18 protein-coding genes and 1 tRNA gene are annotated in these 17,569 nt (G+C 51.9%); 8 read left to right on the forward strand and 11 right to left on the reverse strand.

Annotated elements, in window-relative coordinates; translation table 11 throughout:
* Nucleotides 1-165: 165 nt before the first annotated feature.
* The 3 genes from IQ268_RS20910 to IQ268_RS20920 all read left to right on the forward strand — a co-directional run bounded on the left by IQ268_RS20910 (nucleotide 166) and on the right by IQ268_RS20920 (nucleotide 3,372).
* A complete protein-coding gene (locus IQ268_RS20910) occupies nucleotides 166-1,467 on the forward strand; it encodes a glucose-1-phosphate adenylyltransferase (RefSeq protein ID WP_193883349.1) in 1,302 nt (433 codons plus the stop codon).
* Nucleotides 1,468-1,641: 174 nt separating this feature from the next.
* The gene (locus tag IQ268_RS20915) at nucleotides 1,642-2,229 is read left to right on the forward strand and encodes an AAA family ATPase (RefSeq protein ID WP_193883351.1); all 588 of its coding nucleotides are present in this window, start codon (nucleotides 1,642-1,644) and stop codon (nucleotides 2,227-2,229) included.
* Between the two features lie 132 nt (nucleotides 2,230-2,361).
* Nucleotides 2,362-3,372 (forward strand): DnaJ C-terminal domain-containing protein, encoded by a 1,011-nt coding sequence (locus tag IQ268_RS20920; protein WP_193883353.1) that lies wholly within the window; start codon nucleotides 2,362-2,364, stop codon nucleotides 3,370-3,372.
* 62 nt (nucleotides 3,373-3,434) lie between these two features.
* Here IQ268_RS20920 and IQ268_RS20925 read toward each other — a convergent pair whose 3' ends face one another.
* From IQ268_RS20925 to IQ268_RS20950, 6 genes are all read right to left on the reverse strand, one after another.
* Entirely contained in the window at nucleotides 3,435-3,908 is a 474-nt protein-coding gene (locus IQ268_RS20925; protein WP_193883355.1) for a TspO/MBR family protein, read from the reverse strand.
* A gap of 188 nt (nucleotides 3,909-4,096) precedes the next feature.
* On the reverse strand, nucleotides 4,097-5,359 hold the full coding sequence (locus tag IQ268_RS20930) for a SufS family cysteine desulfurase (protein WP_193883357.1): 1,263 nt from the start codon (nucleotides 5,357-5,359) through the stop codon (nucleotides 4,097-4,099).
* A 19-nt stretch (nucleotides 5,360-5,378) separates the two neighbouring features.
* The gene (sufD, locus tag IQ268_RS20935; protein WP_193883359.1) at nucleotides 5,379-6,731 is read right to left on the reverse strand and encodes a Fe-S cluster assembly protein SufD; all 1,353 of its coding nucleotides are present in this window, start codon (nucleotides 6,729-6,731) and stop codon (nucleotides 5,379-5,381) included.
* On the reverse strand, nucleotides 6,731-7,519 hold the full coding sequence (gene sufC / locus IQ268_RS20940; protein WP_193883361.1) for a Fe-S cluster assembly ATPase SufC: 789 nt from the start codon (nucleotides 7,517-7,519) through the stop codon (nucleotides 6,731-6,733). The genes sufD and sufC overlap by 1 nt, the downstream gene beginning before the upstream one ends.
* A gap of 219 nt (nucleotides 7,520-7,738) precedes the next feature.
* On the reverse strand, nucleotides 7,739-9,175 hold the full coding sequence (gene sufB, locus IQ268_RS20945) for a Fe-S cluster assembly protein SufB (protein ID WP_193883363.1): 1,437 nt from the start codon (nucleotides 9,173-9,175) through the stop codon (nucleotides 7,739-7,741).
* A 96-nt stretch (nucleotides 9,176-9,271) separates the two neighbouring features.
* Nucleotides 9,272-9,634: a ferredoxin thioredoxin reductase catalytic beta subunit gene (locus tag IQ268_RS20950; RefSeq protein WP_193883365.1), complete on the reverse strand. Its 363-nt coding sequence runs from the start codon at nucleotides 9,632-9,634 to the stop codon at nucleotides 9,272-9,274.
* A gap of 172 nt (nucleotides 9,635-9,806) precedes the next feature.
* Between IQ268_RS20950 and sufR the strand changes: the two genes are divergently transcribed.
* Both sufR and IQ268_RS20960 read left to right on the forward strand, forming a co-directional pair.
* Nucleotides 9,807-10,454 carry an iron-sulfur cluster biosynthesis transcriptional regulator SufR gene (sufR, locus tag IQ268_RS20955; RefSeq protein WP_193883367.1) on the forward strand — a complete coding sequence of 216 codons (648 nt, stop codon included), beginning with the start codon at nucleotides 9,807-9,809 and terminating at the stop codon, nucleotides 10,452-10,454.
* Between the two features lie 32 nt (nucleotides 10,455-10,486).
* The gene (locus IQ268_RS20960) at nucleotides 10,487-10,912 is read left to right on the forward strand and encodes a hypothetical protein (protein ID WP_228035587.1); all 426 of its coding nucleotides are present in this window, start codon (nucleotides 10,487-10,489) and stop codon (nucleotides 10,910-10,912) included.
* A gap of 41 nt (nucleotides 10,913-10,953) precedes the next feature.
* Here IQ268_RS20960 and IQ268_RS20965 read toward each other — a convergent pair whose 3' ends face one another.
* The 4 genes from IQ268_RS20965 to IQ268_RS20980 all read right to left on the reverse strand — a co-directional run bounded on the left by IQ268_RS20965 (nucleotide 10,954) and on the right by IQ268_RS20980 (nucleotide 14,333).
* Nucleotides 10,954-12,984 (reverse strand): ribonuclease catalytic domain-containing protein, encoded by a 2,031-nt coding sequence (locus tag IQ268_RS20965; RefSeq protein WP_193883369.1) that lies wholly within the window; start codon nucleotides 12,982-12,984, stop codon nucleotides 10,954-10,956.
* 204 nt (nucleotides 12,985-13,188) lie between these two features.
* A complete protein-coding gene (gene rpsR / locus IQ268_RS20970) occupies nucleotides 13,189-13,404 on the reverse strand; it encodes a 30S ribosomal protein S18 (RefSeq protein ID WP_193883371.1) in 216 nt (71 codons plus the stop codon).
* A 162-nt stretch (nucleotides 13,405-13,566) separates the two neighbouring features.
* Nucleotides 13,567-13,755: a 50S ribosomal protein L33 gene (rpmG, locus tag IQ268_RS20975; RefSeq protein ID WP_193883374.1), complete on the reverse strand. Its 189-nt coding sequence runs from the start codon at nucleotides 13,753-13,755 to the stop codon at nucleotides 13,567-13,569.
* Between the two features lie 47 nt (nucleotides 13,756-13,802).
* Complete coding sequence (locus IQ268_RS20980; protein WP_193883376.1) at nucleotides 13,803-14,333, reverse strand: RDD family protein; 531 nt, start codon at nucleotides 14,331-14,333, stop codon at nucleotides 13,803-13,805.
* Nucleotides 14,334-14,410: 77 nt separating this feature from the next.
* Between IQ268_RS20980 and glp the strand changes: the two genes are divergently transcribed.
* The 3 genes from glp to IQ268_RS20995 all read left to right on the forward strand — a co-directional run bounded on the left by glp (nucleotide 14,411) and on the right by IQ268_RS20995 (nucleotide 16,292).
* Nucleotides 14,411-15,709: a gephyrin-like molybdotransferase Glp gene (glp, locus tag IQ268_RS20985; protein ID WP_193883379.1), complete on the forward strand. Its 1,299-nt coding sequence runs from the start codon at nucleotides 14,411-14,413 to the stop codon at nucleotides 15,707-15,709.
* A 40-nt stretch (nucleotides 15,710-15,749) separates the two neighbouring features.
* Nucleotides 15,750-15,821, forward strand: a tRNA-Thr gene (locus IQ268_RS20990).
* A gap of 267 nt (nucleotides 15,822-16,088) precedes the next feature.
* A complete protein-coding gene (locus IQ268_RS20995; RefSeq protein ID WP_193883381.1) occupies nucleotides 16,089-16,292 on the forward strand; it encodes a hypothetical protein in 204 nt (67 codons plus the stop codon).
* Here IQ268_RS20995 and IQ268_RS21000 read toward each other — a convergent pair.
* Entirely contained in the window at nucleotides 16,289-17,569 is a 1,281-nt protein-coding gene (locus IQ268_RS21000; protein ID WP_193883384.1) for a DEAD/DEAH box helicase, read from the reverse strand. The two genes, IQ268_RS20995 and IQ268_RS21000, sit on opposite strands and share 4 nt — an antisense overlap.

The raw sequence follows: 17,569 nt of genomic DNA on the forward strand, positions 1-17,569 counted from the left end.
TCAGAGTTCCAATAGGGGCGATCGAGCAGCGTCTTCAAACATCTATCTTGAGAGCGAGAGAAAATTTTTTGCTTTTCTATCCCTGACCCCTTGCCAACCGTCCCACTCAAGCCGAAACTTAACTTGGGATCAATTCTGGCGTTAAGAGGCAGTTAAGAGGTTGTTGTGAATACAGACCGAGTATTAGCAATCATTCTAGGTGGTGGTGCCGGCACCCGCCTCTATCCATTGACCAAGCTGCGGGCAAAACCAGCCGTGCCGTTAGCTGGTAAGTATCGATTAATTGATATTCCAGTTAGTAACTGCATCAACTCAGACATTTTTAAGATCTACGTTCTGACTCAGTTCAATTCTGCATCTCTTAATCGCCATATTGGTCGCACTTACAGTTTTTCTGGGGTTGGCTTTCGCGATGGATTTGTCGAAGTTCTAGCCGCACAACAAACCCAAGAAAACCCCAATTGGTTCCAGGGTACGGCTGATGCTGTCCGTCAGTATCTCTGGCTCTTTCAAGAGTGGGATGTAGACGAATATTTGATTTTGTCGGGCGATCACTTGTATCGCATGGACTATGGTGATTTCATCAAGCATCACAAAGATACCAATGCCGATATCACCATCTCTGTGTTGCCCATTGGTGAAAAAACAGCGTCGTCCTTTGGCTTAATGAAGATGGACGATTCAAACCGAATCGTAGACTTCAGCGAAAAACCCAAGGGGGATGCGCTCAAGCAAATGCAGGTTGACACCACAAAGCTCGGTCTGACTCCAGAGGAAGCCAAAGAAAAGCCTTATATTGCCTCGATGGGGATTTACGTCTTCAAGCGTGAGGTGATGGTTGATCTACTGCGGCGATCGACCGAACAAACTGACTTTGGCAAAGAGATTATTCCTGGCTGCGCCAACGAATACAACATCCAAGCCTACCTGTTCAACGATTACTGGGAAGACATTGGAACCGTCGAAGCCTTCTACGATGCAAACCTGGCGCTTACCCAACAGCCAAAACCACCATTTAGCTTTTACGATGAGAAGCGCCCCATCTATACCAGAGGCCGCTCCCTGCCGCCCACCAAAATGTTGAATTGTCAGATTACGGACTCAATGGTAGGTGAGGGTTGTATTCTCAAAGACTGCCGAATCCACCACTCGGTTCTGGGGATTCGTACTCGGGTCGAATCGGGCTGCGACATTCAAGATACGCTGATCATGGGTGCAGACTTCTATCAGCCGTTCGTAGAACGAAACGACGATCACCACAACAGCAAGGTGCCAATTGGCATTGGTGCCAACAGCACGATCCGTCGTGCCATTGTTGATAAAAATGCCTGCATTGGAACGAATGTCAAAATCATCAACAAAGACAACGTTGAAGAATCCAACCGAGAGGACGAAGGGTTTTACATTCGCAGCGGCATTGTAACGGTGTTGAAAAATGCTGTGATTCCAGACGGTACGGTCATCTAACCCCTGATAACAGATGGGGCTGTAAGATAGCGAATCGTGTGAGAAACACTATGAATTGGGGGAAGCTTGTTACTTCCCCCAATTTGTTTAGCCACCTAAAGCCCAAGGTTGCAGGCTGTGTGCCTGCAACCCACGGCTAGAAGCGCCCCAGGTTAGTCGAGCAGTTGCGCTGCTATGGTTGATTTAGTTCTCATGATTGGCCTGCCAGGAAGCGGCAAGTCAACTCTGATCGCTTCCTGGCAGCAAACCTATCCAGGACTCCTTCTCATCTCCAGCGATGCCATTCGTGCCCAGTTATTTGGCGACGAGTCGATTCAAGGCTCCTGGCTGTTAGTGTGGAACGAAATTCAGCGCCAGCTACGGCAAGCTGTAACAGCGATCGCTCAAGGGCAGGCGCAGGCCGCTCTGTATGATGCCACCAATGCCGTTCGTCGCCACCGACGAGGGGCGATCGCCACTGCCCGACACATCGGCTTCACTCATATCACCGGGGTCTGGCTAGATACACCATTGCCTCTTTGCCTGGAACGCAATCAACGGCGCGATCGTCAGGTTCCCGATGATGTCATTTTGCGAATGCATCGCCGTCTCACAGGTGCCCCTCCCAGCCTCCCAGAAGGACTGAATCGCCTGATTCGCTATTCGGCTCCTACCTCACACGTCCCTGGCAACAAGGCTCCCTGGCTTCATTCCGGTTTCCGAACTTCAAAAGAGAATCAATCAATCCCCCCTGTTTCCCAGGATGTGAGGCTATGGTGGTAATAAATAGGGGAATGAATAGTTAAAGAGTACGGAAATTCCTCCACTCTGCCGCTAAGAACCGAACCAAGCTAGCATCATGACCTTGATAGCTTAAAGTAAGACCCCAACGACCCATCAAGAGGAGAATGGTGGATGGCTGCAACCGACTTCAGAGATTACTACGCCACATTAGGAGTGAGCAAAACGGCTAGCGCTGACGACATCAAGCGGGCGTTCCGTAAGCTAGCGCGGAAATATCACCCTGATATGAATCCTGGGGATAAAGCAGCAGAAGCTAAATTTAAAGAGGTCAGCGAGGCATACGAGGTGTTGTCTGACACTGAGAAGCGGCAAAAATATGACCAGTTTGGCCAATACTGGAAGCAAGCTGGAGGCAGTTGGTCGCCCAATGCGGGTACCGGTGCCGATTTTGGCGGCTTTGATTTTGGTCAGTACGGCAGCTTTGACGAGTTCATCAACGAGCTGTTGGGGCGATTTGGCGGCCCAGGCGGTGCCAGTGACCCCGGTCGCCGTACCTACAGCTATCGCACCAGTCCAGGCGCAGGCCCCAGCAGTGGCTTTGGTGGCTTCAACGATTTTGGCATGGGGGATGCGGCCACTGCCACCGGACTGGATTTAGAATCTACGCTACCGCTGTCTCTGGCAGAAGCCTTTCATGGGGTACAAAAACGACTGAACTTAGGCAACGAAGTCATCACCGTGCGAATTCCAGCCGGGGCAAAGCCGGGAAGCCGAGTGCGGATCAAAGGGAAAGGCCAGGTGAGTCCTTACAACCAGCAGCGAGGAGACTTGTATCTGGTGGTTGAAACCAAACCCCATCCTTTCTTCCAGTTTGAGGGCGATAACCTGGTGTGTGAAGTGCCCATTACGCCCGATGAAGCCGTTCTGGGTGGGTCAATTGAGGTTCCCACGCCAGACGGGATGGTGTCAATGAACATCCCAGCCGGGATTCGATCGGGGCAAACGTTAAGGCTGCGAGGTAAAGGGTGGGTTAAACCCAAAGATGGTCGGGGCGATCAGCTCATTCGAGTCGTGATTGCACCGCCTAAAGACTTGAGCAGCATTGAGCGTGAGTATTACGAAAAAATTCGCGCCAACCGCAGCTACGATCCTCGGACTCACTTAAAGCAGGTGACGCTGTAGGGTCGTCGCCACAGTTACCCAATCCCCCGTTTTTTGCTGGCCGACACACATCCCTGGTGAACTTATGCCTCTGACGGGTTCAACTGAGCCATGACCCATGTTGTGTAGGTGCCGATGGGACTCCAGATGAGATAGGGCAACAGAAAGGCCGCTGCCTGACCAGAAACAGGCAGTACCGACAGTGCCAGGACGATCGCTACAACAAACCCTGTTGCGCCGATGACCATGCCAACGCGCAACTTGCGGGTGATCAGCATTACCGGGCTGTAGGCCACAGTAATGAGTTCCAGTAACACATAGCCTGCCATCAATAGCCAGGTTGCTGGTTCACCTGGAGCCTGTTGCCAGACTAAAGTGGCTGATACGGCACCACAGACAAAAACAACCGTCCAAATTACTGGAATCAGCTTTTCAAACGTCAGCCAACTGGGGCGTTGCAACCGTTGAAACCATTTTGCGCCACCGGGAGGGGTAATGCTACCCAACAGCGCTACCAGCAGAGTAACGCCCCCAACTACCATCCAGGGCCTAATCATACACCACCACCACTCATTACCATTCGTACTAGGATTTTGTCAGCTTGAGAGGGACATTGTAATCAATCCTTGGAATGGTACCTGCGGCGCGGTTAAAGCGCAAAAACCTCCTTTGCATCCCGTTTTGGTTGCAAAGGAGGGGCTGAAGCCTGAGCTGTGCCTGGTTTGTTGACTGGAAGCCGGGTTGATTAGAAGCCAAGGCCGCTAAAAAAGTCGATCGCTTCTTTTAAAGACGCGATAAATGTATCTATCTCCTCGCGCGTGTTGTAGAAGTAGAGACTGGCTCTGGCCGTAGACTGAGCCGCCAGATGGCGGTGTAGTGGCTGAGTGCAGTGGTGCCCCGCTCGAATTGCAATGCCCGACTGATCCAGAATGGTTGATAGGTCGTGAGGATGGACAGAACCCAGCGTAAAGGATGCTAATGCGGCTCTGCCTTCACCTGTGGCCTGGGGCAGAGGGCCGTAAAGCTGCACCTCTGGCAGCGGTTTGAGTTGCTGGAACAGGTAAGCGGTTAGTTCTGCCTCGTAGGCATGGATATTGTCCATACCAATCCCAGAGAGGTAATCGACCGCTGCACCCAGCGCGATCGCTTCTGCAATGGCTGGAGTTCCCGCTTCAAACTTGTGGGGCAGGTCAGCGTAGGTAGCGTGATCTAAAAATACATCTGCAATCATTTCGCCACCGCCCAAAAATGGAGGCATCGATCGCATCAGGTCAAGCTTGCCATACAGAAAACCAATGCCCGTAGGAGCGCACATTTTGTGTCCAGATGCCACTAACCAATCGCAGCCGATCGCCTGGACATCAATGGGCATATGGGGAACACTCTGGCAAGCATCAACTAACACCCTTGCGCCAGACTGATGAGCCAGTGCTGTAATTTCCTGAACTGGATTGATGCAACCCAGGGTATTGGAGACATGTACGACTGAAACCAGCTTCGTTTTATCCGAAAGCAGCGACTTGAACTGCTCCAGATCAAATTCTTGAGTCTGCGTCAATTCGACGAACTTTAGTACGGCTCCTGTACGTTGAGCCAGCAGTTGCCAGGGAATTAAATTGCTGTGGTGTTCCATCACCGACAGAATAATTTCATCGCCCTGCTGCAAATTACGGGTTCCCCAGGAATACGCCACTAAGTTAATCGCTTCACTGGCATTACGGGTAAACACAATCTCCTGCCGAGAAGCCGCATTCACAAAACCGGCAACCTTATCTCTTGCCCCCTCGTACGCATCGGTTGCCCGCGAACTAAGGGTATGCACACCCCGGTGAACGTTGGCATTATCCTGGCGATAATAATGCTGCAACGCTTCCAGTACGGCTAACGGCTTTTGAGACGTGGCGGCGTTATCAAGATAAACCAGGGGCTTGCCGTGAATTTCCTGGTGCAGAATGGGAAAATCAGGACGGACTTTAGCAGCGAGGGTTCTTTCCTGGGTAAGAGTCATGGCAGCACGAGTAAGAATGTCAGGAAGTAGGGGGAGAAATAGATTGGGAAAGGGCTTGTTGCAGAGAGGCGATCGGAACCTGCTCAATGATTTCAAAGGCGAAGGCGTAAATCAACAGCTTACGGGCGCTGTCGGCATCAATACCGCGACTTTGCAAGTAAAAGACTTCATCGGCATCGAGCTGGCCCACGGTGGCACCATGCGTACATTTGACGTTATCTGCCACAATTTCTAGCTGAGGTTTAGCGTCTACTCGCGCTTTGGGCGATATCAGCAAATTGCGGTTAAGCTGCCCAGCATCCGTTAACTGAGCCGCTTGCGGTACAACCACTTTACCGTTGAAAACCGCGTGCGCTTGGTCGTCTACAATGCATTTGTGCAGTTGACGGCTGGTGCCATAGGGACTGGAATAAGCGATCGTACTGTGCGTGTCTGATAGTTGCTCTCCGGCAATCATGGTTAAACTGTTGAGCGTTGTCTCGGTTTGCTCACCCAGTTGAAAAATCTCTAAATTGTGACGAGACACTTTGCCACCCATGCTGATGGTAGTGCCGATGTAGCGTGCATGTCGCGCTTGAGAGACAGCCGTTTTGCCAATGTGAAACGCATTAGACCGATCTCTTTGTACTCTGGTGTGATTGACCTGTGCGTTTTCCTCAATCCAAATTTCCGTCACTGCATTGGTGAAGTAACCTCGATCGCCAGTCACATAGTCTTCAATGAAAGTCACCTGGCTATTGGGTTCAGCCACAACCAAACAGCGAGGATGAGACAGCGTAGCCGTTTCACCCGCAGAGATAAACAACAGTTGAATCGGGGTTTCAACGACTTGATTCTTAGGCACCCAAATGACGGCAGCATCCGTCATGCTGGCTGTGTTCAAGGTGGTAAAGACTTCCTCAGAACCAGGTTGCTGCGCTAGATAGTGGCGAAGACGAGCGGCATAGGGTTCTTCCAACTGCCCTACATTGCCGACCGTTACCGACTGCGGCAGCCCAGCGGTCGAAGAAAGCGACGGCATATATCTGCCGTTGACAAACACCAGGCAGCTTTCTGCCGTTTCTGGCAGTACGGCATTGAACCCGGCCAACGCTTCAGCAGACAGCGCCGCCGTAGCGGCTTGAAAGCTAACTTGCAGGAGCGATGATAGATCGGTAAAGCGCCACTCTTCGTCTTTCGGCGACGGGATTGCAAGGTCTTGCAGCCGAACCGAAGCGCGATCACGCAGATCCTGCAACCAGTCACCCAAATCAGCCGATAAGTTCTGACGATCGAATTCAGAACGCTGGTTCAGCAGTGCTGCCAGATACACCTCACGCTGGGTCGTCGCCTTAGATTTTGCCAGTTGCCCCGGAGAAACTTGAATCGTCATCACACCCTCGCTTCAGTCGCTTCCGGTTCTGTTACCCATTCGTAGCCGCGCTCTTCTAGTTCTAGCGCCAACTCTTTACCGCCTGTCGTCACAATCCGTCCACCTTCCATGACGTGAACATAATCCGGCTGGATGTAATTCAGCAGTCGTTGATAGTGGGTAATCAAAATAACGGCGTTTTCAGGAGTGGTGAGCTGGGTTACGCCATTCGCAACAATCTTTAGCGCATCGATATCCAGGCCAGAATCCGTTTCGTCTAAAATGGCTAACGTTGGCTCCAGCAACGCCATCTGCAAGATTTCGTTGCGCTTCTTTTCGCCACCCGAAAACCCTTCATTGACGCTGCGGTTCAAGAAGCTGGCGTTCATCTTGACGATATCCAGCTTTTCCTGCACCAGTTCGTCAAAATCAAATGCGTCCAGTTCTTCCAGTCCTTTGTGCTTCTGGCGCGAGTTGTACGCCACCCGCAAAAAGTCGAGGTTGCTCACACCGGGAATCTCTAACGGATATTGAAACGCCAGGAAAACCCCTGTTCTAGCCCGTTCCTCTGGCTCCAACTCCAACAGGTTTTCTCCTTTAAACCGGATCTCTCCGCCTGTTACTTCGTAGCTGGGATGCCCTGCCAACACCTTAGAGAAGGTACTTTTTCCAGAACCGTTTGGCCCCATAATGGCGTGAATTTCGCCTGCCTTGACATCAAGGCTAACCCCTTTCAGGATGGGCGTGCCTTCAACCGAGGCCGTTAAATCTTTGACGGACAGAATTACTTCGCTGTTTTCAACAATCATCTTCAAACCCTTACTGAGAGTACAGGCATCGCTCGCCAACAAACTGCACTACTGGATCACTATTCTGTTCGTGTTGAGCAAACCAATCTCATGAACAGCGGGTGAAAAATGGGCGATCCCCCACGCAGAGGCACCACTGTCCACCCAAGTTAACCCAGGCGTTGAGCTGGAAAACCACTGACGGGTCGGGAACGTGATGCCTATCTCTGCTTGCGTCATTTAACCCACGCTGCCTTCTAGTTTCAGGCTCAGGAGGCGATCGGCTTCTACAGCAAACTCCATCGGCAGTTGGTTAAACACATCCCGACAGAAGCCGCTGATCATCATCGAAACGGCATCTTCCGCCGAAATGCCGCGCTGAGCAAAGTAAAACAACTGGTCTTCCCCAATTTTGGAGGTAGACGCTTCATGCTCTACTTTGGCGCTATTATTTTGCACCTGGATGTAGGGGAAGGTATTTGCCCCAGCCGTATCCCCAATTAGCATGGAGTCGCACTGGGAGTAGTTACGAGCGCCGTCTGCTTTAGGCCCGATCTTCACTAACCCCCGGTAGCTGTTTTCCGATCGCCCTGCCGAAATCCCCTTCGACACAATGGTGCTGCGAGTATTTTTGCCAACGTGCACCATTTTAGTGCCCGTGTCGGCCTGCTGCCTGTTGTTGGTCAGCGCTACAGAGTAAAACTCACCCACAGAGTTGTCGCCCACCAGCACACAGCTTGGATATTTCCAGGTGATAGCCGAACCCGTTTCTACCTGAGTCCAGGAAATCTTGGAGTTAACCCCCTGACACAAGCCCCGCTTGGTCACAAAGTTGTAGATGCCGCCTTTGCCGTTTTCGTCGCCAGCAAACCAGTTTTGGACAGTGGAGTATTTAATCTCCGCGTTGTCTAACGCCACCAGTTCAACCACCGCCGCATGAAGCTGGTTTGTGTCGAACATGGGAGCGGTACAGCCTTCCAGATAGCTAACGCTGCTGCCTTCCTCAGCGACGATCAGCGTCCGCTCAAACTGCCCCGAATCGCCGTTGTTGATGCGGAAGTAGGTAGACAACTCCATCGGGCAACGGGTGTTTTTCGGGATGTACACGAACGAACCATCGCTAAACACCGCAGAGTTGAGCGCTGCGTAGAAGTTATCGCCCACTGGAACCACGCTGCCCAAGTATTTCTGGATCAAGTCCGGATACTTTTGCACCGCCTCAGAAATTGAACAGAAGATGACTCCTTCTTCGGCCAGCTTTTCTTTGAAGGTGGTGGCCACAGAGACACTGTCAAAGATGGCATCAACCGCAACATTGGTCAGCCGTTTTTGCTCAGACAACGGAATACCTAGCTTTTCAAAGGTATCCAGCAGGGTTGGGTCAACTTCATCCAGGCTGCCCAGCTTCTCCTGCTGTTTCGGCGCGGAATAGTAGACGATGTTCTGGTAATCGATCGCCGGATAGGTTGCTCGTTGCCAGGTGGGTTCGGTCATCTTTAACCAGTGACGGTAGGCGCGAAGCCGAAACTCCAGCATAAATTCCGGCTCGTTTTTTTTAGCCGAAATGAGCCGAATTACATCTTCACTTAGCCCACGCGGAATCGCCTCTGATTCGATGTCAGTGATGAAGCCGTACTTGTAGGGTTGGTTGACTAGTGTTCTAACCGATGCCGTCATGGTGGATAGTGTTCTCTCTGCAAGTGGGGTTTTGAATTTTAAGATTTGAGTTTTAGCTCTCGACTTAGAACCCAACACTCAAAACTCAGCGCTGGTTTAATACTGACTGGTGGTTGTGCGTACCTGTTCAAAGGAAATTTCTTGCTGGTCGCCCGCAAAGTCGTTGTCTGGCGTGAGGAAGAGCATACAGTGGCACTCCTTCCGCTCGCGCATGGGAACACAGGGGCAATTCCAGTACGCCGCTGCAACTTCTGCTGCTTTGTCTTCATAGTGGCGACAAGGACACAGAGGCGCACCCAGTTCGTCCTTATGTTTGGCTAACCCTTCAATCACCACGGCGGTTACACCCAGATCGGCACAAAAATAAGTGCCAGTCCGTTTGGCGTAGGTTTCGGAAAAATGCCGCATTGCCTCAAGGCTTTTATCGGTGGCTTGTGTGGGTTTTTCTGGTGTTTGCATAGGGCGACAGAACAGCCGATAACTTCTATAATCTATAATTAAAACAACTTGTGTGTTGCTTAACTTCTATTGTAGGGTACTTTAGCAACAAGGAAGTTGTCAAAGTAAATTTTACATTCTTTTTTGCTCGGTTTGGTGCCCCATTCGCGGGAAATTGATTTCTGAAAAGACGATGACAACTACGCAGCAACCTTCGACCAAGCAGGACATCCTGAAACATCTGTTAAAGCAAGGTCAAGCTAGCGCTCAGGAGTTGGCTGACCATCTAGAGATCAGTCCTCAGGCGATTCGACGGCACTTAAAAGATTTAGAAGATGATGGCCTGATCGAGCATCAGGCGATCCAGGCTCGCATGGGTCGGCCACAGCATGTGTATCACCTCAGCCAGCAAGGGCGCGATCGCCTCCCGGTACGTTACGACGAGTTTGCCATTTCCCTGCTCGATACCCTGGCGGAAACGGTTGGGCGCGACCAGGTTAGCTCGATCCTGCGTAAACAATGGGAACGCAAAGCCGTTGAATATCGAGAGCAAATTGGCTCCGGTTCGTTGCAAGAGCGGGTTGCAAGTTTAGTAGAGCTACGCAAAGCCGAAGGCTATATGGCGGAGTGGTATCCGGTTGAGTCATCCCACAATTCCACGCCTCAATTCATTGTCACTGAATACAACTGCGCGATTTCCCATATTGCGGAGTCGTTTCCTAGCGTTTGCGGGCACGAACTCGAACTGTTTGAAGCCGCGCTGCAAAACTGTACGGTCGAACGAACCCACTGGTTAGCCAACGGTGAGCATCGCTGTGGATACTTGATTAAAGCCATTTAGAAACTGCTGAACTCATCCGTACTCATCTGTTTATGATGTCTGAATCTCAAGACCCCAATCAGTTTTTAACGCCCGAAGAATCTGCTGAGGTAGACAAAGCGTTATTAACGGCGCGCGAGCGCTTTTCAACACGGGTCGCTATTTATTGTTTGCGATCGCTCAAACAAATTTCGCAAGCCCAAAGTGTACCGATCGCCACCATTACCGATCAGCAAATTGCCGATTGGATCGAGCAAGATGAAAGCATTCAGCAGCCGGCACAGGGCTTGGAAGCCAGCGACTCATTTAAGGGCTTCTTTACCCGGTTAGTGCTATCAGCCTTGAAACCACTGAAGCAAATTGCGGCAGAAGCTGACGCTGAGATTGAAACGCTAACCCCCTCTCAGGTGATTGCCTGGTTTGAAAAAGACGCAAAAGCCCGAATTGAGCGAGGAAACGGCGCTGCTTTTCCGTCCTAAGTTGAGCATTAGTGGTTCAGCATCGGTTCAGTGAGCGCGGTTCAAGTTGCCATCGGTTGAGCCATTGACTGCACCGAGGCTTCAGTGTGTTCGGCAAACTGAATAATATCCTGACGTGGATCGGCATAGGTGACTCGCACATCAAGGCGATCGCCCGGTTCAATCGGACGAGTAAAGCGCATGGCCAGTTCTAAGCCCAAATCTTCTAGCAGCACCAGCCCCAGGTTTTCGTGCTCTCGCAACCAGCGCAGCATCAGCGCGTGCCAGGGCTGCTCTGCATGTCGCCGCAAATACTCCAACCCCCAGTAACGATTCGTTTGGCGCTCCACCAGAGTTGCCTCATAGGCCGTACTGCTCACCGTCTGCAACAGTTCCTTAATTTCGCTGGCCGAGAAAGGCAGCGGCTCCCCTCGCAGATGTGCTTTAAGCTGAAAATGAGCCAGCAGGTCTGCATAGCGCCGAATTGGAGAAGTGACCTGGGTGTAGGTATCTAACCCCAAACTGGCGTGGCGAGTGGGCGTAATGCTAATCTCACTGCGGGGCATACACCGACGAATGGCACAATAACGAACTGGCCCTGCCGGAAGCAGCATCAGCTCATCGTCAGACGGCAGCTCCGGCTGAGACTGCCCTCGATATGGAAACGGTAGCTCGTGCGCCTGACCGTACCGACCAGCGACTTCACCCGCTAAAATCATTAGCTCGGCAACCAGCCGCCGCGACGACGAATCATCTAAAACTTGAATCGTAATTTCATCGTCTCGAACTTTGATCGAAGACTCTGGCATGTGAATGCTGATTGCGCCCTGCGACCGCCGCCAGCTCACCCGCCGCTTTGCCCATGTGTCGAGGGCGGCTAGTTCTGGCTCTGCCTGAACGCCCAGCTCCAAAATTTCATCCACGTCTTCGTAAGTCAGGCGGTAGGTAGGTTTAACCAGACTGGCATGAACCGAAAAATCGTCTACAGCGCCCGCTTCAGTTAACACCACACCAAAGCTCAGCGCCGAACAAACCTGCCCCTGCTTAAGGCTCATTGGCCCAGTTGCCAGCTCAGGCGGAAACATCGGAATCATTCCCGTGGGCAGGTACAGCGTCGTACAGCGTCGCCGTGCTTCTAAATCAAGGTCGTCTCCCGGCACTAACCAACGGGTTGGGTCAGCAATGTGAATCCAGAGCCGTTGTCTGCCGTCTTCCAAGGTTTCAACACTCAACCCGTCGTCAATCTCGCAGGTACTCTCATCATCAATGGTGTAGAGCTTCAGATGAGTCAGGTCTAAACGGTTGGGGTCGGGGTCGGGTGGCGGAGTTGCTAAGCAGGAATGAGCCATTTCGAGTACCCTACTGGAAAATTGCATGGGAACCTGACTGCGCCGCAAGAACAAATTCTCGTGAAGGCTCCAGACTTTAAGATCCACCAAAAGCTGAAAAGCGGCCTGAGCTGTTTCGGGTCGCCCCAAGGCCGATAACGTTTCCAGAGCGGGCGCTCGATGATTGGTTTCTTCGCCTAAGGCCGCAAATCGTTCTAGGGCTTCTAAGCGGGAACGATCGCTACTTTGCCATTCTAGCGGCTCTCCTGCTAATGCTTGTTGCAACCGGGACAGGAAGCCCTGCCACTCTTGCTGCCGCTGAGCCTCTACATCAGACTGATGCTTTAGTTCTAAAACCTGAGCCGCAGAACGGGGTTCGTAGCGATCGCCCTTCTGCTTAAAGTAAAACTTGTCTTCAGACAGCAAACAATGGGCTGCATAACACAGGGGAGGGCTTTGATCCGAAAAGAGCAGAAGCGCCATCGCTTCGGGATCAACGGGTTCGCTGTCTTCAACCAGCAGTTCCCAGGCCACTTCCAGGCTAGACGGATCAAGATAGGACTGCACCTCTTGCAAAAAGGCCGCGATCCCACCCGGTTTGTACCCCTGACCTTTGACCTCATAGGTGACCTGTCGAGGATGCAGGGTGTGAGATTGCCCTCGCTCATCCACAACAATCCAGTGCTTTTTGCCTTCTGGCCGTTCGGCCACCGCAAGACGGCGATCGCCATGTAGCCGAAATTCAACTAAGGTTCCCTTTTCCATGAGGTATTGAGGGTCAGGTCAAGTTGCAGGTCACTCGCATTTAAAAGCAACGGAAGCAGGAGACGGGTTGAAGTTCTTTAAACGGATTGCGCGTAGAACTACAACTGACTACCTGCTTTACACGTGCTGAATGGTTCTGGATAAAACAGAACGATTCGCGGCATCTACCTACAACCGTAGAGTGTACCACCCGTAGTGAACGCTCTACCCTTCTTGGTTAATAAAGGGCAACAGTGCCAAAATTCGGGCGCGTTTAATGGCTACAGTTAAATCGTGCTGCTGCTTAGAGGTTAAACCTGTGATGCGGCGAGGAAGAATTTTGCCCCGTTCGGTTACAAATTTACGCAGGAGATCGACGTCTTTGTAGTCGATCGGATCACCCGGCTTGATTGGAGAAACGCGACGGCGGTAGTAAGTCATGGTATTTGGATAACAACGAGTTGTGAGCGATGAAATTGAAGAGATTAACTGAATCGTTGTAAAGAACGCCTGTGATGGGTTGCGGTCGTTGCTCTGAACAAGTCAGGATGTCTGAACAGGTCAGGGCGACAGACTTATAGCCCAACGTTCTATACTCTCTGCCTACTTAATTTCTTTGTGAACCGTGTGCTTGTTGCAGTGCGTACAGAACTTTTTCAGTTCTAGCCGTGCTGTTGTATTGCGACGGTTTTTGGTCGTGGTGTAGCGAGATACACCCGGCGATCGCTTAGCAAGATTAGTGCGGCACTCAGTGCACTCTAGCGTAATGATGATTCGGACGCCCTTAGCCATAATTCTACGAAGTTTAGTTGCAGCAGACGAATTGACACAAATTTCAATTATTTCACACGACCCTTCACTTGTGCAAGGAGCCTTCTTAATTTTATGTCTAAAGAGTAGCCTCGGCGCGTTTGCACCACGATGGTATCGGCGAAGCGATCGTGAAAGGCTTGGCGATCGGCCTCATCAACCAGGGCAAACCCACAGTCGGCTCCCAGGGGAAGAAACAGTAAGATTGACCACGCGGCAGCAGGACTCAAATTGACGACCCCCAACAGGGCAAACATGGCTCCCAGTCCGGCGATCGCTTCGCGTCTAACCAGCGTTTGCAGGTCAGGTGTGCTGCCCGAGCGAATGTCCACCACTCTAATATCCAGCGCCCACCATCCCAGGCTTTGCCCCCTGTTTTTGGACACGGCAATGACACGCATACCAATCCATCCCCCTAGAAACAAGATGGATTGAGCCAGCGGATTTAAGGCCACCACAGAACTGAGCAGAGCCACTGCGACAAAATCGATCGCAAATGCTGCACTGCGCCGACCCAGTGGCACTTTGGGATAACGGGCGGGCAAGTATCGATCGCGCATGGAAAATTAAAATGAGAGCACCGCTATTCTCATACTAAGCTGTCCATTAACGGCCTTTTGGTTTTGGTTGTTCAGTTATGCTACCAGCGTCTCAAGCAGAATCGCTCATTCTTGATTTAGTTCAACCGCTCCATTTGCAGCGAGACAGCGAAACGGTTCATTTAATGGCTGCCTCTGGACGAATTTTGGCGACCGAGGTGGTTGGCACGCTGGATTTTCCCCATTGGGACAATTCCGCCATGGATGGATATGCTGTTCGCTATGCAGATGTGCAGGGGTGTAGTGCAGAGCAACCTGCCGTTTTAGACATTGTTGAAGAAATTCCGGCGGGCTATCAGCCGCAGAAAACGGTTCAACCTGGACAGGCAGCTCGAATTTTGACTGGATCAATGATGCCGTCTGGCGCAGATACGGTGGTGATTCAGGAAGAAACCACACGGGATGGCGATCGTGTTTCGATCCTTTCTCCCCCTCGCTCCAATGCCTTTGTGCGTCACCAGGCCGAGTTTTATCGAGCCGGGACACCGCTATTGTCTGCTGGATTAGAGCTTGCTGCGCCAGACATTGCGGTGCTAGCCGCCGCACAGGTGCCAACCGTTACGGTTTATCGTCGCCCCAGGGTTGCTCTCCTCTCAACCGGAAGTGAGCTGGTTGGCCCCGATCAGCCGCTACACCCTGGACAAATTGTTGACTCTAACCAGTATGCTCTGGCGGCACTGGTGGCGAGTGCGGGGGCTGAACCTGTGTGTTTGGGCATTGTTCCCGATCAGCCCGAACCGCTCAAAGCAGCGATCGCCAGAGCGATTGCGACGGCTGATATGGTTCTTTCTTCCGGGGGCGTTTCAGTGGGGGACTATGATTATGTCGATCGCATCCTGGCAGAATTAGGCGCAACGCTGCATATTCGAGCGGTTGCTGTAAAACCGGGGAAACCGTTAACCGTGGCAACGTTTTCCAGACAAGACCCGGGAACAACGGCTGAAGAACCGTCCCAAATCCTTTATTTTGGGCTTCCTGGCAATCCTGTTTCGGCGCTGGTTAGCTTTTGGCGGTTTGTTCAACCTGCCCTACGCAAGTTATCTGGGTTGTCGAGTTCATGGAGTCCAGTGGTGGTAAAGGGGCGATCGCACCACGAACTGCGTTCAGACGGCAAGCGAGAAACCTACTTCTGGGGACAACTTTACCTGGCAGATGGGGAGTATGAATTTCACCGGGCTGGTGGTTCCCTTAGCTCTGGTAACTTAATTAACCTGGCACAAACCAACGGCCTGGCGATTCTTCCAGTCGGCCACACCCGAGTTGCGGCTGGAGAAGAGGTGGACATTATGCAGGTGAATTCAGCAAAATCAATAACTCAAAAGCAAATTAAAGTCTGATAGCTGACCATTTAGGCTGCTATACTAATTAACTGGTCGTGCCGATGTGGCTCAGTGGTAGAGCACTCGATTCGTAATCGAGCGGTCGCGGGTTCAAATCCCGCCATCGGCTTTTGTGATGTACATTCGCACATTGAATGTCGTGTTTCTCACATTAGCGTCGTTTTGTGATACTGAGCGTAGTCTAAATCTACACCCTGTGACCCGCACCATAGGTTGAACGTAGCCAGAGCCTCCGCCCGGTTAGAATCGCCGTTTTTGGAAGTTTAGCCGCCAATCAGCTTTCAATAGTTTTGTCAGAGGCTCTTGACGAAACGCTCGTTTGCTCAAAGAGTTATAAAGATAGCTGGATATTGCAATCGGGTGAGGGAGATTTATTGTGTCTGAGGCTATTGATGTGGATAAGCTTGCCAGTGTTATGAACCGCACTGGAGAACAGGGCAAGGCGGACTTTGTCAAAATGCTGTGGAACAACCAGCCAGCAGACGTACAAGTCCAGCTCATGCCGCTGCTAAACGCCGAGGCACGGCAGGTGGTTGAGCGTGCCTCAGATAACTCTGAACCGCCGCCAGAGAGTGCTTAAGCGGTGTGAAGCCGTTTGCGATCGCGTCCCCCAGATTTGGCTTTGCTGCGAGTAGGCTTGGCCTGGGTTTGCGAGTTTGCCCGGTTACTGCGAGGCTGCTGGGATTGCTTCCGGTTCGGCGGCTCTACGTCACTCTGTAGTGACGCAGTGGGTTCGTATCCCGAAATTACCGTTTCGGCAATGGTGCGATTTAGCAATCGTTCAATGCTTTTTAAGAGGGGATACTCATCGCGGCAGACAAGGGAAACGGCTTTGCCTTCATTGCCAGCCCGACCTGTACGCCCAATTCGATGCACATAGTCTTCCGGAACGTTGGGCAGGTCAAAATTGACCACATAGGGGAGATGGTCAATATCCAAACCGCGAGACGCTACATCAGTGGCAACCAGTACTCGCACCTTCCCTTGCTTGAAGTCGTTTAAAGCACGGGTGCGGGCAGCCTGGGTTTTGTTGCCATGAATGGCCGCCGTTTTAAGACCATCTTTGGTGAGCTTCTCTGCCAGACGGTTAGCACCATGCTTGGTGCGGGTGAAGACTAGCACCTGTCGCCAGTTGTGGAAACTGATCATATAGGCCAGCAGCTCTTGCTTGCGATCGCGATCGACCGGATGCATGATCTGGGTGACCTGCTCAGCGGCGGTATTGCGAGGAGCCACTTCGATCAGAGTAGGGGACTTAAGCAGCGTGTGAGCAAGCTGCTGGATCGGTTTAGAGAAAGTCGCTGAAAACATCAGCGTTTGCCGGGAGGAGGGCAGCACTGCCAGAATTTTGCGGATGTCGTGGATAAAACCCATATCCAACATGCGATCGCATTCATCCAGCACCAGGATTTCTACATGGGAAAGGTCAAGAGTCTTTTGCTGCAAGTGGTCGAGGAGGCGACCCGGTGTAGCAACCAGAATATCCACACCCCGACGCAGCGTTTGGATTTGCGGAACGATGCCAACACCGCCATAGATGGCTGCCGATCGCAGGGGCAGATACTTGCCGTAGAGTTTAACGCTATCGCTAACCTGAGCAGCCAGCTCGCGCGTGGGGGTCAAAATTAACGCCCGAGGCGCACGGTGCCCCTGGAATGGGGTGGTTTTGAGACGCTGCAACAGAGGCAGCGTAAAACCAGCCGTCTTGCCTGTTCCGGTTTGGGCACTGGCAAGGATGTCTTGCCCTTGCAAGATAGCAGGAATCGCCTGCTGCTGAATGGGAGTGGGTTCGCTGTAGCCTTGCTCAGCAACAGCACGAAGCAGGTCGGTCGCAAGACCGAGGTGATGAAAGGTCAT

Origin of the sequence: Oculatella sp. LEGE 06141 (assembly GCF_015207605.1) — a bacterium.
In the GTDB taxonomy this organism is placed as follows: Bacteria; Cyanobacteriota; Cyanobacteriia; order Elainellales; family Elainellaceae; genus Oculatella.

Excerpts from the sequence above, each read along its gene's own strand:
- IQ268_RS20925 (WP_193883355.1), bottom strand. The coding sequence starts at position 3,908 with ATGATTAGGCCCTGGATGGTAGTTGGGGGCGTTACTCTGCTGGTAGCG.
- sufB (WP_193883363.1), bottom strand. The coding sequence starts at position 9,175 with ATGACGGCATCGGTTAGAACACTAGTCAACCAACCCTACAAGTACGGC.
- rpsR (WP_193883371.1), bottom strand. The coding sequence starts at position 13,404 with ATGACTTACTACCGCCGTCGCGTTTCTCCAATCAAGCCGGGTGATCCG.
- sufD (WP_193883359.1), bottom strand. The coding sequence starts at position 6,731 with ATGACGATTCAAGTTTCTCCGGGGCAACTGGCAAAATCTAAGGCGACG.
- IQ268_RS20915 (WP_193883351.1), top strand. The coding sequence starts at position 1,642 with ATGGTTGATTTAGTTCTCATGATTGGCCTGCCAGGAAGCGGCAAGTCA.
- sufR (WP_193883367.1), top strand. The coding sequence starts at position 9,807 with ATGACAACTACGCAGCAACCTTCGACCAAGCAGGACATCCTGAAACAT.
- IQ268_RS20920 (WP_193883353.1), top strand. The coding sequence starts at position 2,362 with ATGGCTGCAACCGACTTCAGAGATTACTACGCCACATTAGGAGTGAGC.
- IQ268_RS20930 (WP_193883357.1), bottom strand. The coding sequence starts at position 5,359 with ATGACTCTTACCCAGGAAAGAACCCTCGCTGCTAAAGTCCGTCCTGAT.
- sufC (WP_193883361.1), bottom strand. The coding sequence starts at position 7,519 with ATGATTGTTGAAAACAGCGAAGTAATTCTGTCCGTCAAAGATTTAACG.
- rpmG (WP_193883374.1), bottom strand. The coding sequence starts at position 13,755 with ATGGCTAAGGGCGTCCGAATCATCATTACGCTAGAGTGCACTGAGTGC.
- IQ268_RS20950 (WP_193883365.1), bottom strand. The coding sequence starts at position 9,634 with ATGCAAACACCAGAAAAACCCACACAAGCCACCGATAAAAGCCTTGAG.
- IQ268_RS20980 (WP_193883376.1), bottom strand. The coding sequence starts at position 14,333 with ATGCGCGATCGATACTTGCCCGCCCGTTATCCCAAAGTGCCACTGGGT.
- IQ268_RS21000 (WP_193883384.1), bottom strand. The coding sequence starts at position 17,569 with ATGACCTTTCATCACCTCGGTCTTGCGACCGACCTGCTTCGTGCTGTT.
- glp (WP_193883379.1), top strand. The coding sequence starts at position 14,411 with ATGCTACCAGCGTCTCAAGCAGAATCGCTCATTCTTGATTTAGTTCAA.
- IQ268_RS20960 (WP_228035587.1), top strand. The coding sequence starts at position 10,487 with ATGATGTCTGAATCTCAAGACCCCAATCAGTTTTTAACGCCCGAAGAA.
- IQ268_RS20965 (WP_193883369.1), bottom strand. The coding sequence starts at position 12,984 with ATGGAAAAGGGAACCTTAGTTGAATTTCGGCTACATGGCGATCGCCGT.